Raw genomic sequence first — 13,947 nt, 5'->3', positions numbered from 1 at the left:
GCAGCAGCCGGGAAGGGCCGAGAGCAGCAGGCCGACAGTTCCGGAATCTCAGCTCCAGATCGACACGTGCACCGCGGGGCGGAACCGTTCCTTCGGGATCCCGTCCTGCGGCGCGCGCATCACCTGGGTGGCGGACGGGGTGGTGAGGAAGTCCACGAACGACCCCGCCGCCGGCGAGCGCTCCGAGGGCGGCAACGTGGTGGCGTACCAGCGGATCTCCAGCGGCGTCACGCTCGTCTCGACCACGGTCAGCGTGCCGCGCCGCAGGTGCGGCAGCACCAGGTGGGCCACGGCCGGGGCCAGGCCCTCGCCCTCTGCGGCGGCCTGCCAGGCGGCCGCCTGCGTGGCGTAGACGCGCACCCGAGACTCCGGCACGCGCAGCAGGCGCAGCAGCCGGCCCGCGTCGCTGCCGGGGTCGGTGCCCGACGGGTCGACGAGCCAGGTGTCGCGCCGCCCGTGGAGCGCTCCCACCGCGACCACGCGGCACCGTAACACCGGACGGCTGAGCAGCCCCTCCCCCTCGGGCTGCGGACCCAGCGCCACCTCGGCCAGCCGCCCGGCCAGCAGCAGCGGCACCTCGGCGCACTGCACCACGCCCGAGGTGGCGACGGGGATGCGCCGCTGGGAGTACAGGGAGATCAGCGGCCCGGCGACGAGCTCGTACATGGAGCTGTCCATGACGACGTGCAGCCGCTCCGGCCCTCCCGACCGCACCACGCGCTGCGCCTGGGCGCCGAGCGCGACCATCTGCGACGCGATGCCGTACAGCCGCGCGCCGCCCTCGGTCAGCACCATGCGGTCGCTCTCGCGCACCAGCAGCGGGTCGCCGAGGTGACGGCGGAGCTGGGCCAGCGACTGGGAGACCGCGGGCTCGCTGACGCCGAGCGCGCGCGCCGCGGCCTTCACCGATCCCAGGCGGGCGACGAAGACGAACGCGCCGAGCTGGCCCAGAGTCACCCACTCTTTCTAGATCGGGATCCGTCATTAAGGAATCCCTTATTTCGTGATTGCCGGGAAACTCGAAGGAGTTTCATTTTTGGCGCATGCAGGTTCCCGCACAGTTCGAGTACGCGCGCGCCCAGAGCGTCTCGCATGCCCTGTCCCTCCTGGACAGGTACGGGCCAGAGGCCCGCGTCGTGGCCGGAGGCCACAGCCTGATCCCCATGATGAAACTCCGCCTGGCCCAGCCGGAAGCCCTCATCGACATCAACGACCTGAGCGAGCTGTCCCGGATCGAGGTCGAGGGCGGCGAGCTGGTGATCGGAGCGCTGGTACGGCACGCGGAGCTGCTGGCCAGCGCGCAGGCCACCGGGCTATTCCCGATCTTCCAGGACGCCGAGCGCGTGATCGCCGACCCGATCGTCCGCAACCGCGGCACCGTGGGCGGCTCGTTGTGCCAGGGCGACCCCTCCGAGGACCTGTCGGCGGTGTTCGCGGCCCTTCGCGCCACCGCCGTCATCGAGGGCCGGGACGGCAGGCGCAGCGTGCCGATCAGGGACTTCCACGAGGGTCCCTACGAGACGGCCGTGCAGGCGGGCGAGCTGCTGATCGAGCTGCGCGTCCCCGCGACGCCCGGCGCCGGCAGCGCCTACGTCAAGGTGGAGCGGCGCGTCGGCGACTGGGCGGTGGCCGCCGCGGGAGCGGTCCTGTCGGTCACCGGCGGCGTCATCGAGCGCGCCGGGATCGGGCTGACCGCGGTGGGCGCCGAGCACTTCTGCGCCCCCGAGGCCGAGGAGTACCTGACCGGGCGCGAGCCGGGCGAGGAGGCCTTCGCCGAGGCCGGGCGCATCGCCGCCGAGCACTGCTCACCCCAGCCGGACCAGCGCGGACCGGCCGACTACAAGCGGCACCTGGCGGCCGAGCTGACCGCCAGGGCGCTGCGCACTGCCATGGAGAGGATCTGACCATGCAGGTGACGATCACCGTCAACGGCCTGCCGTACACCCGCGAGGTCGAACCGCGCCTGCTGCTGGTGCACTTCCTGCGCGACGAGCTGAACCTGACCGGCACCCACTGGGGCTGCGACACCTCCAACTGCGGGGTGTGCACGGTGCAGCTCGACGGCGTGCCGGTCAAGTCGTGCACGGTGCTGGCGGCCATGGCCGACGGCCACGAGGTGACCACGGTCGAGGGCCTGGAGCGCGACGGCGAGCTCGACGCCGTGCAGAAGGGCTTCATGGAGTGCCACGGGCTGCAGTGCGGCTTCTGCACGCCGGGCATGCTGCTGACGGCCCGGTGGTTGCTGGACCGCGAGCCGCATCCGGACGAGGGCACGATCCGTGAGGCGATCTCCGGTCAGCTGTGCCGGTGCACCGGCTACGAGAACATCGTCAAGTCGATCAAATGGGCTGCGAGCGAAGCTCGTCCGCTGGATGGGCGGCTGGGTGGGGGCTGCGGGAAGGCGGCTGCGCTATGAGTTTCGGGCGGATGCATCGCAAGGAGGACGCCCGCTTCATCAGGGGGCGCGGCAACTACGTCGACGACGTGCGGCTGCCGGGCATGCTGCACGGGGCGATCCTGCGCAGCCCGCACGCGCACGCGCGCATCCTGTCGATCGACACCTCGGCGGCCGAGGCGCACCCCAAGGTCAAGGCGGTCATCACCGGCCAGACCCTGGCCGGGCTGAACCTGGCCTGGATGCCGACGCTCTCCAACGACGTGCAGGCGGTGCTGGCCACCGACAAGGTGCGCTTCCAGGGTCAGGAGGTCGCCTTCGTGGTGGCCGAGGACGCCTACTCGGCGCGCGACGCGCTGGAGCTGATCGAGGTCGACTACGAGCCGCTCGGCGCGGTCGTGGACGCGCGCAAGGCCCTGGACGGGGACTCGCCGGTCATCCGCGACGACCTCGAGGGCAGGACCTCCAACCGCATCTTCGACTGGGAGGCGGGCGACAAGGAGCGCACCGACGCGATCTTCGCCAACGCCGAGGTCACGATAAGTCAGGACATGATTTATCCGCGGGTGCACCCGGCTCCCCTGGAGACGTGCGGGGCCGTCGCCGACTTCGACAAGGTCACCGGCAAGCTCACCGTCTGGTGCCCCACCCAGGCGCCCCACGCCCACCGCACCCTCTACGCCCTGGTGGCGGGCCTGCCCGAGCACAAGATCCGCGTCATCTCCCCCGACATCGGCGGCGGCTTCGGCGGCAAGGTCGGCATCTACCCCGGCTACGTGTGCGCGATCGTCGGCTCCATCGTCACGGGCAAGCCGGTCAAGTGGATGGAGGACCGCTCGGAGAACCTGATGGCCACCGCCTTCGCCCGCGACTACCACATGAGCGGCGAGGTGGCCGCGACCCGCGACGGCGTCGTCCAGGCGATCCGCGTCAAGGTCCTGGCCGACCACGGCGCGTTCAACGGCACCGCCCAGCCGACGAAGTTCCCCGCGGGCTTCTTCCACGTCTTCACCGGCTCCTACGACCTGCAGGCGGCGCACTGCGAGGTCACCGGCGTCTACACCAACAAGGCCCCCGGCGGCGTCGCCTACGCCTGCTCCTTCCGCGTGACCGAGGCGGTCTACCTGGTCGAGCGGCTGATCGACGTGCTCGCCGCCGAGCTCGGGCTGGACCCGGCCGAGCTGCGCCTGCGCAACCTGCTCAAGCCGGACCAGTTCCCCTACACCTCACCCACCGGCTGGGAGTACGACTCAGGCGACTACGTCAAGACGATGCGCATGGCGATGGACATCGCCGGCTACGACAAGCTGCGCGCCGAGCAGGCCGACAAGCGGGCGCGCGGCGAGCTGATGGGCATCGGGATCAGCTTCTTCACCGAGGCCGTCGGCGCCGGGCCGCGCAAGCACATGGACATCCTGGGCCTGGGCATGGCCGACGGCGCCGAGTTGCGCGTGCACCCGACCGGCAAGGCGGTCCTGCGGGTGTCGTGCCAGTCGCAGGGCCAGGGCCACGAGACCACCTTCGCCCAGATCGTCGGCCACGAGCTGGGCATCCCCGCCGACGACGTCGAGGTGGTGCACGGCGACACCGACCAGACCCCGTTCGGCCTGGGCACCTACGGCTCGCGCTCCACCCCGGTGTCGGGCGCGGCCACCGCCATCGTCGCCCGCAAGGTGCGCGAGCGCGCCAAGCTGGTGGCCGCGGCGATGCTCGAGTGCTCGCCCGACGACCTCGACTGGCAGATCGACGAGAGCGCCGAGGGCAGGGCCGGCTCCTGGGCGGTGCGCGGCGACCCCGCCAGCCGCAAGAGCATGCAGGAGATCGCCCTGGCCGCCCACTCGGCGCTGGAGCTGCCCGACGGCGTCGAGGGGCATCTCGACGCGGTCACCGTCTACAACCCGCCCAACCTGACCTACCCGTTCGGCGCCTACATCTGCGTCGTCGACGTCGACCCCGGCACCGGCCAGGTCAAGGTGCGGCGCTTCGTGGCGGTCGACGACTGCGGCGTGCGGATCAACCCGATGATCGTCGAGGGACAGATCCACGGCGGCCTAGCCGACGGCGTCGGCATGGCGCTCATGCAGGTGATGGCCTTCGACGAGGAGGGCAACCACCTGGGCGCCTCGTTCATGGACTACCTGCTGCCCACCTCGATGGAGTGTCCCCCGTGGGAGCTGGGCGAGACCGTCACGCCCTCGCCGCACCACCCGCTGGGCGCCAAGGGCGTGGGTGAGTCGGCCACCGTCGGCTCGCCTCCCGCCGTCGTCAACGCCGTCGTGGACGCGCTGGCCCCGTACGGCATCCGCCACGCCGACATGCCGCTCACCCCGGCCAACGTCTGGCGTGTCATCCAGGGCGACCCCTTCAGGACGGATCTGGCGATCCCATGAGCGAGTTCCTCGGCATGCCCGGTGCCCGTCCCTCGAAGCGCCAGCCGTACGTCGTCGCCACGGTCGTCCGGGCGCAGCGGCCGACGAGCGCGAAGGCCGGGGACCGGGCGCTGGTGCGCGCCGACGGGAGCATCGAGGGCTTCGTCGGCGGGCACTGCGCCACCGACACCGTGCGCACGCAGAGCCTGCGCCTGCTGGAGTCGGGGCGGGCGACCCTGCTGAAGATCACCCCGAGCGCGGTGGAGCCGCACGAGGAGGAAGGGCTGGTCGAGGTGGGCCAGCCCTGCCTGTCGGGCGGCACGCTGGAGATCTTCCTGCAGCCGGTGCTGCCGCCGCCCCTGATGCGGGTCTACGGCGACAGCCCGATCGCGCGGGCCTTCGCCGACGTGGGCACGGCCCTCGGCTACGAGATGACGACTTTCGGTCAGCCCGATTCCGGCACACGGGCAGTATTGGTCGCCTCGCACGGTGTCAACGAGGTGTCCATGCTGCGGGCCGCCATCGCGGCCCGCGTGCCGTACATCGGGCTGATCGCCAGCCGGAAACGGGCACGTGCCGTCCTCGCCGAGGTCGAAGGGGGTGAAATCGTGCACTCCCCGGCCGGTCTGGACCTCGGCGCCCGCACGCCGGGCGCCGTCGCGCTGTCCGTGCACGCCCAGATCGTCAGTCTGGGTGTCGCAGATCGTCTTTTCGGGTAGTCAAGAATCGGTAATCAGAACCACGGGGAAGTCCCTCCCTTCTCCTCGGCGAAAAGAGCGGACCCATGCCGAGGATCGCAGCCGGCAGCAGCCTGGATCGGGCCATCGACCTCCTGGTCGGCCTGAGTGGCTACTGCCGCCCCCTCACCCTGACGCAACTGTGCCGTGACACCGGGCTGCCCAAGTCGACGGCCCACCGCCTGCTCGGCGTGCTGTGCGCGCGCGGGCTGGCCAAACGCGCCAGCACCGGCTACCTGCTGGGCGACCTGCTGACGGCGATGACCAGCGAGCGCATCCCCGGCTCGCGCGCGCTGGTCCTGCCGTTCCTGCTGGACCTGTACGAGACGACCCGGCAGACGGTCAACGTCGCCGTCTCCTCCGGCCTGGAGGTGGTCTACGTCGAGCGCCTCTACGGGCACAACCGCGTCTCCTCACCCTCCGACGACCACGACCGGGCGCCGCTGCACTGCACGGCGGCGGGAAAGGTGCTGCTGGCCTACGACGACGACCTGCGCAAGGCGCTGTTCGAGCACGGCAGCCTGCCCAGGATGACCAGGCGCACGCTGTCGGGGCACGGCGCGCTGGACCGCGAGTTGTCGCTGGTGCGGCGGCACGGCCTCGCCTACGGCCAGGAGGAGTACGCCCCCGGGCTGACGTGCGTCGCGGCGCCGGTCTTCGGGCCGGGCGGCGGCATCACGATGGCCGTCGCCGTGGCGGGACCCACCAGTTCCATGCTGCTGGGCAGGATCGGCATCTCGGTGCGCGGCGCGGCCCAGGCCATCTCGACCGCCATGGCCGCGGCGGCCTGAAGTCTCACTGAGTGGAACGGAAACCTCACTTGACGGAGGGTTCGTTCCACCTGGAGAGACCGTCGATTGACCCCGTGGATCATGACTCGCTGTCATCGAAAGGTGACTCAAGAATGGCACCACGGGGGCCTGGCCGGACAGCTGCGCAGGCTGGCCCGGCTGCGGGACACCTTGCGCGAGCACAACCTGCACGACACCCACGGCGCCGGGGGCGAACGTCCCCGGCGCCCCGGGCCGCCGCCGGCCCACCGCAGCTACGACGGCTCCGGGTATGACACCCGCGACGCCGACATGGGGGCGGCGCACACCCGATTCGACCGCAACGTCCCCCTCGACCTGACCTTCCGCGGCCCCGGCCTGATGGATCCGAGCCCGCGCGAGGTGAGCAACCGCCTGCTGGCCCGCACCTGTTTCCGGCCGGCCACCACGCTCAACGTGCTGGCCGCGGCGTGGATCCACTTCCAGGTCCACGACTGGTTCAGCCACGGGCGCAACCCGCACGACGAGCCGCTGGAGGTGCCGCTCGCCCGGGACGACCCGTGGCCGTCGCGGCCCATGCGGGTGCGCCGCACCAGGCCCGACCCGGTCGCCCGCACCCGGCCCGCCGCCCCGGGCCAGGTGCGGGCCACCTTCGAGAACACCGTCACCCACTGGTGGGACGGCTCGCAGATCTACGGCAGCGACGAGGCCACCTGCCGCTCGCTGCGCACCGGCGAGGACGGCCTGATGACCGTGCTCGACGGCCGCCTGCCGGTCGACGGGCTCGGCCTGGACCGGACCGGCTTCTCCGACAACTACTGGGTGGGCCTCTCGCTGCTGCACACCCTGTTCGTCAAGGAGCACAACGCCGTCTGCCGCATGCTGCGGCGCGCCTACCCCTCCTGGGGCGACGAGCGGCTCTTCCAGACCGCCCGCCTGGTCAACGCCGCGCTGATGGCGAAGATCCACACCGTCGAGTGGACCCCCGCCCTGCTCGACAACCGGGCCGTACGGCTGGGCATGCGCATCAACTGGCGCGGCCTGGTCGGCAGGCCCTTCAGGTCGGAGGTGCTCGGCGGCATCCCCGGCTCACCCACCGACCACCACGGCGTGCCGTACGCCATCACCGAGGAGTTCGTCACCTGCTACCGCATGCACCCGCTCATCCCCGACGACTGGAAGATCCGCTCGCACGTCAGCGGCGAGGTCGTCGCCGAGACCGACTTCACGCCCCTGCAGGGGTACGGCACGCGCGCAGTGGTCGACGAGCACGGCTGGTCCGACCTGTTCCACACCTTCGGCGTCACCCACCCGGGCGCGATCACCCTGCACAACCACCCCGACGCGCTGCGGAACCTGCGCGGCATGTTCGGCGAGCACCTGGACCTGGGCACCGTCGACGTGCTGCGCGACCGCGAACGGGGCGTGCCCCGCTACACGGCCTTCCGCCAGGCGCTGCACAAACCCCCCATCCACGACTTCACCGACCTGTCGGACGACCCCGAGCTGAAGGAGGTCTACGAGGGCGACATCCACAAGATCGACGCGATGGTCGGCATGTACGCCGAGCAGCCGCCCCCCGGCTTCGCCTTCTCCGACACCGCCTTCCGGCTGTTCGTGCTCATGGCCTCGCGCCGGCTCAAGAGCGACCCGTTCTTCAGCTCCCTCTACACCCCCGAGGTCTACACCCCGGAAGGGCTGCGCTGGATCGCCCGCTCCGGCATGGCCGACGTGCTGCGCCGCCACCACCCGGAGCTCGACCCCGGGGTGCGCAACCTCTTCACCCCCTGGAGGCCGCTGTGACCACCGTGCGCGACGCGCTCCACGACTGGATGCGGAGCAGGGGGCTCACCACCCTGTTCGGCAACCCCGGCTCGACCGAGCTGCCGATGCTCGACCGGTTCCCCTTCCGCTACGTCCTGGGGCTGCAGGAGGCGGTCGTGGTCGGCATGGCCGACGGGTTCGCCGCGGCCTCGGGCACGCCCGCGCTGGTCAACCTGCACACCGGGCCCGGCGTGGGCAACGCGATGGGCGCGATCCTGACCGCCGCGGCCAACCGCACCCCGATGATCGTCACCGCCGGGCAGCAGACGCGCGAGATGCTCGCCATCGAGCCGCTGCTGACCAACGTGGACGCCACGCTGCTGCCCAGGCCCGCGGTCAAGTGGGCGCACGAGCCGGCCAGGGCGGCCGACGTGCCCGCCGCCTTCGAGCGCGCCTACCACCTGGCCTGCGCTCCCCCGTGCGGGCCCGTCTTCCTGTCGCTGCCGATGGACGACTTCGACCAGCCGGCCGCGCCGGTCACCCTCCGGTCGGTCGCGCACGCGGCCACCGCCGACGTCGGCGAGCTCGCCGCCCGCCTCGACCGGGCGCGCAGGCCCGTGCTGGTGGTCGGGGCCGAAGCCGGGTGGCAGGCCGCGGTCGCGCTGGCCGAGCGGTGCTCCCTGCCGGTGTGGGAGGCGCCGCTGGAGGGACGGCTGGCCTTCCCGCACGACCACCCGTGCTTCCAGGGGCAGCTCGCGCCCGCCATCGCGCCGCTGGCGGACCAGCTGTCGGGGCACGACCTGGTGATCGTGGCGGGGGCGCCGGTCTTCCGCTACTACCCCCACCTGCCGGGGCCCTACCTGCCGGAGGGGGCCGAGCTGGCGCACCTGACGTGCGACGCCGCCGAGGCCGCCCGCGCGCCGGTCGGGTCGGCGCTCGTCGGCGACGTACCGTCGGCGCTCCGGGCGCTGGCGGCGCTCTGCAAGCCCCGCGAGGGCCTCCCGCCGCGGCGCCCTGAACCGGCTCCCGCCGCGACCCCGGTCTCCGGTTCCCCGGTCTCCGGCTCCCCGGTCTCCCGTGCGCCGGGCCCGGCCGCCGGCTCGCCGCCCGGAGCCGACCGACTGGACCCCGCCGCCGTCATGGCGACGCTCGCCCGTGCCGCCCCCTCCGACACGATCTGGGTCAACGAGTCGCCCTCCAACCGCCCCGCCTTCCACGACCAGATCCGCCCCGGCCTGCCCGGCTCGTTCTACTTCTCCGCCGGAGGAGGTCTCGGCTACGGCATGGCCGCCGCCGTCGGCGTGCAGCTGGCCCGGCCGTCGCGCCGTGTCATCGCGGTCGTCGGCGACGGCTCGGCGCAGTACGCGATCCCGGCGTTGTGGAGCGCCGCCGCCTACGGCGTGCCGGTGACGTTCGTGGTGCTCACCAACTCCTCCTACGCGGTGCTCAAGTGGTTCGCCGGGCCGCTGGCCGTACCCGGGCTGGACATCCCGGGCATCGACATCACCGCCATCGCCCGCGGCTACGGCATCCCCGCCACCACCGCGCGCAGCGCCGCGGAGCTCGACGCCGAGATCCGCCGCACCGGCCGCTCACCCGCCCTCATCGAGGTCCCCATCCGTTAGGAGGTTGCCGTGGATCTGGTCGAAACGCTCGAAACAGGCTGCCGAGTGTCCCTCGACGTCGACGCCTACGCGCGCGACAGCGCCCCGTTCTGCCCCGCGGGCGTCGCCGCCGTCGTGGCGCTCCCCCGGACCGTGGAGGAGGTCCGGCACGTGCTGCGGACCGCCTTCGAGCTCGGGGTCCCCGTCGTGCCGCAGGGCGCGCGAACCGGCCTCGCCGGAGCGGCCAACGCCGTCGACGGCTGCGTCGTGCTCTCGCTGAGAGGGCTCGACCGGGTGCTGGAGGTCGACCCGGCCAACCGCCTGGTGCGATGCGAGCCGGGCGTCACGACGCGGGCGCTGCAGGAGGCGGTCGCGGCCCACGGGATGTTCTACCCGCCCGACCCCGTCTCCGCCCAGGTCTGCACGATCGGCGGCAACATCGCCACCGGCGCGGGCGGCCTGTGCTGCGTCAAGTACGGCGTGACCGGCGACTACGTGCTCGGGCTCGCCGTCGTGCTGGCCGACGGGCGGCTCGTGCGCACCGGCCGCCGGACCGCCAAGGGCGTGGCGGGCCTCGACCTCACCAGCCTCTTCGTCGGCTCGGAGGGCACGCTCGGCGTGATCGTCGAGGCCACCCTCGCCCTGCGGCCCGCCCGCGGCCCGCGACAGGCCCTCCTGGCCCAGTACGGCACGGCGCGGGAGGCGGGCCAGGCCGTCGCGGCGATCATCGCGGCCGGGCACCTCCCCTCGGCCCTGGAACTGATGGACCCGCACGACCTGCGGCGCGATCCGCGACCTCGGCCACGACCTGGCCGCCGCGCCCACCGTCATCGTCGAGTGCGACGACGGCAGCCTTCCCGCCATCGCCGCGCTGGTCGGCGGCACCGTCACCGACCGGGCACTGGAGTTGCGCCGCCTCATCGCCCCCGCGATCAGCCGCGTCGCGGCCGGCGTCGGCGGCGTGCCCACCGCCTTCATCGAGGACGTGGCGGTGCCCCGCAGCGAACTCGCCGCCCTCATCGACCGCGTCGAGGAGATCGCCGCCGCCCACGGGCTGTTCATCGGCACCACCGGCCACGCGGGCGACGGCAACCTCCACCCCATCGTGGTGTTCGACTCGGCCGACCCGGTGATGGCCGAGCACGCCGCCACGGCCTACGACGAGATCATGGCCGCCGGCCTGGAACTGGGCGGCACGATCACCGGCGAGCACGGCGTGGGCCTGCTCAAGCGCGACTGGCTGGCCAGGGAGCTCGACCCGGCCGCCCTGCTGCTCCAGCGCGGCGTCAAGACCCTCTTCGACCCGACCGGCATCCTCAACCCCGGGAAGGTGTTCCCATGACCGACGTGCTGGCACCCGCCTCGCTGCCGTGCGCCACCGTCGCGGAGAACGCGGCGCTCACCGCCACCTTCTTCGCCCCCAGCCTCCTGCGCGGCACGATCACCTCGGTCGGCCTCGGTCACACCCTGACCACCCGCCTCGACACCCTGGGCCGCGCCCAGCGCCTGATGGCCGGCCTCAGATCCAGGTACGGCGGGGCGGTCCTGGTCCGCGGCCCCGGCGGGCCCACCCTGCTCGTGCTCGGCCGCGAACAGGTCCAGCGGGTGCTCACCGCGCCCGACGACCTGTTCTCCCTGGCCAGCCCCGAGAAGGTCAACGGTCTGGGACCCTTCCTGGAGGGCACGCTGCTGCTGTCGTCCGGGCCGCCGCGCGAAGACCGGCGCGGCTTCGTCACCCGGGTGCTGGAGGAGCCCTCGCTCCGGGCGCGCTTCGCCGCGGTCGCCCGCGAGGAGGCCGCCACGCTGGTGCCCGGCGTGCTCACCTACCCGGCGCTGAACGAGTGCTGGAACCGGGTCGCCCGCCGCTGCATCTACGGCGACGGCGCCCGCGACCTGACCGAGCTCAGCACCCTGCTGGCCCGCCTGCGGCGCGCGGGCAACTGGCTGGGGCTGCGCCAGGGCCGCCAGCGGGAGCTGTCGGCCCGCTACGACGCGCTCATCCTGCGCGAGCTGGCCAGGGCCGAGCCCGGCAGCCTCGCGGCGGCGGTCGCCTCCCAGCCGCACCCCGCCTCCGCGTGCCCGGTCCGGCAGGCCGCCTTCTGGCTCATGGGCTTCACCGTGCCGCCGCCCGGCCTCATGCAGGCGCTGGCGCTGCTGGCCGCCCGCGGGCCCGCCGATCCGCGCGCCGCCCTGCTGGAAGGGCTGCGGCTGTGGGCGCCGGTGCCCGCGCTCATGCGGACCGTCACCGCCGACACCACCTGGGAGGGCGCGCGCCTGCCCAAGGGCACCAGCGTGCTGATTCCGCTCATCCTGCACCAGCGCGACCCCGCCCTGCCGTACGCCGACCGGTTCTCGCCCGAGATCTGGCTCGACGGCACCGCCGAGCGGGAATGGCTGCTGGCGCCCTTCAGCCGGGGGCCTGGGCAGTGCAAGGGCATGAACCTGGCGCTGCACGTGGGCGCCGCCTTCCTCGGGGAGGTGGCCAGGCTCGCCCGGATCCGCGGGCCGTACCTGCCCGAGCGGTTGCCGCTGATGCTCGACACCCTCCGGCTGCGACTCGTCCTGGAGGCCCGATGATCCCCGCCGAGAACTCCGTGCCGCCCGCATCGCCCCCCGCATCGCGGCCCGCATCGCCGTACGCGGCGGGACCCCAGGGCGGAGAGCACGCGGGCGGGTGCGAGCACCATCACCACGACGGCGACCCCGCGCGGCGGGAGGCGACCGAACGGACGCTGCGGCGCGCGGCGGCGGAACTGGCGGCGATCGCCGACCGCGTCCGCGTGATCAGCGAACGCACCTCCGCCACCCTCACCGACCCGCGCCTGGCGAAGCACGCCACGGCGCGGCCGTGGAGCGCCGCCGAGGCCTACACCGCGCTCCTGCGGGCCGTCACCCACCCGCACGGGCTCGGCTTCGCCTTCGGCGGGCTGCCCGCCCGCCTGGGCGGCATGGTCGGCCTGGAGAGCCTGGGACGCCACGTGGCCGTCACCTCGCTGCGGCTGCGCATCGCCGCCGTCGCGGTCGGCCACCCCGAACTGCTTACCGACCCCGGCACCAGCCGCCTCATCGACGCCGTGACCGGCGACCGCGACATCGCCACCGGAAAGATCATGCGAGCCATGATCTCCGAACGGGGCGCGTCCGAGGCCATGTCCGCGGTGGCACCGATCGCGATGGAGGTACTGGCCGCGCGTGCCCTGCTCGACGAGAACCCGTTCAACGACGGCGCCGGATGGGCGATCGCCACCGGACGCCAGCCCGACGCCGAACCGCTGTTCGGCCTGGCCACCCGGGCCATCACCCGCTGGGACCGCGGCGAGGGCGCCGCCACCGCCGTCGCCCCGCCACCCGGCCTGGCCGGGCACGGCGGCGTGCTCTCCTTCCTCGGCAACATCGCCGCGCTCGGCACCGACGGCCGCGTCCTGCTCCAGGAACTCGACAACGGCCGCTACGTGGTGCACGCGCCCGGCATGGGCTTCGGACGGCCCATCAACGACTCACCGCAGGACTTCGTCGGAGCGGGCCGCAACGCCATGCTCGGCGACTCCCCCTACGTGCGCGCCCTGGCCAAGGCGATCGCCGCCTTCGGCGTGCCGCAAGGCGCGCACGTGGCGCTCGTCGGGCACAGCGAGGGCGGCGCCGCGGTGATGAACCTCGCCCAGAACCCCGCCTTCTGCGCCCGCTACCACGTCACCCACGTCGTGGCCGTCGGCTCCCCCATCGACTTCAAGGTGTGCGCCGACCCCGCCACCTGGGTCGCCTCCATCACCAACCAGCACGACATCGTGCCCGCCCTCGACGGCGTCGGCACCGGCGGCTGCTTCGACCTGCACCCCGACTGGTACGTCGTCGACTACACCCACCCCAGCCACCGCTTCCCGCACTGCCACAGCATCGCCGTGTACCTGGCCGACCTGCGCGACCTGCTCACCGCCGAACGGCAGGCGATCGACGCCGAACTGGCCGCCTACCAGGGCGGCGTGGCGCGCGGCCAGGTCTACCGGCTCCACGACAAGGAGGCCCGATGAACACCCTGGTGTCGCGGCTGCGCGCCGACGCGGCCGAACTCGCCGAACTGGCCCAGCGGCTGAAGGTGGTGGCCGCCTCGGTGCCCGACCCGCCGCCGTGGCTCATCGCGGCGCTCGCCGGGCACGCCGCCCGGTGCACGCTGGCCTCCACCCACCTCGCCCAGGCCGCCAGAGCCGCCAACCGGCTGGACAGGGAGGCGCCACGGTCGGCCGTCCTCCGTTAGAGTCTTGGGAGTATCAGGCGATTGGGCGAATCGGGCGTCTGACTCGGCTGACTCGG

General features: G+C 73.0%; 12 protein-coding genes and 1 pseudogene. 12 read left to right on the top strand and 1 reads right to left on the bottom strand.

All coding sequences use genetic code 11. The annotated features are described in order from the left end of the window. Positions 1 to 48: 48 nt before the first annotated feature. Positions 49 to 957, bottom strand: a complete 909-nt coding sequence (locus tag ACIBH1_RS22945; RefSeq protein ID WP_397315901.1) for a LysR family transcriptional regulator — start codon at positions 955 to 957, stop codon at positions 49 to 51. 86 nt (positions 958 to 1,043) lie between these two features. On the opposite strand from ACIBH1_RS22945, the gene ACIBH1_RS22940 reads away from it, so the two are divergent. From ACIBH1_RS22940 to ACIBH1_RS22885, 12 genes and pseudogenes are all read left to right on the top strand, one after another. Continuing rightward, on the top strand, positions 1,044 to 1,904 hold the full coding sequence (locus ACIBH1_RS22940) for an FAD binding domain-containing protein (protein ID WP_397315900.1): 861 nt from the start codon (positions 1,044 to 1,046) through the stop codon (positions 1,902 to 1,904). Between the two features lie 2 nt (positions 1,905 to 1,906). Next, positions 1,907 to 2,416, top strand: a complete 510-nt coding sequence (locus ACIBH1_RS22935) for a (2Fe-2S)-binding protein (RefSeq protein WP_397315899.1) — start codon at positions 1,907 to 1,909, stop codon at positions 2,414 to 2,416. A gap of 11 nt (positions 2,417 to 2,427) precedes the next feature. Next, positions 2,428 to 4,785 carry an aerobic carbon-monoxide dehydrogenase large subunit gene (locus ACIBH1_RS22930; protein WP_397315898.1) on the top strand — a complete coding sequence of 786 codons (2,358 nt, stop codon included), beginning with the start codon at positions 2,428 to 2,430 and terminating at the stop codon, positions 4,783 to 4,785. Then, the gene (locus ACIBH1_RS22925) at positions 4,782 to 5,483 is read left to right on the top strand and encodes an XdhC family protein (protein ID WP_397315897.1); all 702 of its coding nucleotides are present in this window, start codon (positions 4,782 to 4,784) and stop codon (positions 5,481 to 5,483) included. Before ACIBH1_RS22930 ends, ACIBH1_RS22925 begins: the two co-directional genes overlap by 4 nt. Positions 5,484 to 5,548: 65 nt before the next feature. Then, positions 5,549 to 6,292: an IclR family transcriptional regulator gene (locus ACIBH1_RS22920; protein WP_397315896.1), complete on the top strand. Its 744-nt coding sequence runs from the start codon at positions 5,549 to 5,551 to the stop codon at positions 6,290 to 6,292. 102 nt (positions 6,293 to 6,394) lie between these two features. Further along, complete coding sequence (locus ACIBH1_RS22915) at positions 6,395 to 8,074, top strand: peroxidase family protein (protein ID WP_397315895.1); 1,680 nt, start codon at positions 6,395 to 6,397, stop codon at positions 8,072 to 8,074. After that, positions 8,071 to 9,660 carry a benzoylformate decarboxylase gene (gene mdlC / locus ACIBH1_RS22910; protein ID WP_397315894.1) on the top strand — a complete coding sequence of 530 codons (1,590 nt, stop codon included), beginning with the start codon at positions 8,071 to 8,073 and terminating at the stop codon, positions 9,658 to 9,660. The genes ACIBH1_RS22915 and mdlC overlap by 4 nt, the downstream gene beginning before the upstream one ends. A 9-nt stretch (positions 9,661 to 9,669) precedes the next feature. Then, positions 9,670 to 10,125, top strand: a pseudogene (locus tag ACIBH1_RS22905) (FAD-binding oxidoreductase); the annotation flags it as partial. A 421-nt stretch (positions 10,126 to 10,546) separates the two neighbouring features. Further along, positions 10,547 to 10,981 (top strand): FAD-linked oxidase C-terminal domain-containing protein, encoded by a 435-nt coding sequence (locus tag ACIBH1_RS22900; protein WP_397316304.1) that lies wholly within the window; start codon positions 10,547 to 10,549, stop codon positions 10,979 to 10,981. After that, positions 10,978 to 12,216 carry a cytochrome P450 gene (locus tag ACIBH1_RS22895; protein WP_397316303.1) on the top strand — a complete coding sequence of 413 codons (1,239 nt, stop codon included), beginning with the start codon at positions 10,978 to 10,980 and terminating at the stop codon, positions 12,214 to 12,216. The genes ACIBH1_RS22900 and ACIBH1_RS22895 overlap by 4 nt, the downstream gene beginning before the upstream one ends. Next, complete coding sequence (locus ACIBH1_RS22890; RefSeq protein WP_397315893.1) at positions 12,213 to 13,667, top strand: hypothetical protein; 1,455 nt, start codon at positions 12,213 to 12,215, stop codon at positions 13,665 to 13,667. The genes ACIBH1_RS22895 and ACIBH1_RS22890 overlap by 4 nt, the downstream gene beginning before the upstream one ends. After that, entirely contained in the window at positions 13,664 to 13,891 is a 228-nt protein-coding gene (locus tag ACIBH1_RS22885; protein WP_397315892.1) for a hypothetical protein, read from the top strand. Before ACIBH1_RS22890 ends, ACIBH1_RS22885 begins: the two co-directional genes overlap by 4 nt. The last annotated feature ends 56 nt before the right edge of the window (positions 13,892 to 13,947 follow it).

This window comes from Nonomuraea sp. NPDC050663 (assembly GCF_044456985.1).
In the GTDB taxonomy this organism is placed as follows: domain Bacteria; phylum Actinomycetota; class Actinomycetes; order Streptosporangiales; family Streptosporangiaceae; genus Nonomuraea.
Note: the sequence above shows the minus strand (reverse complement) of the source record. Positions and strands in the feature narration are given on the sequence as shown.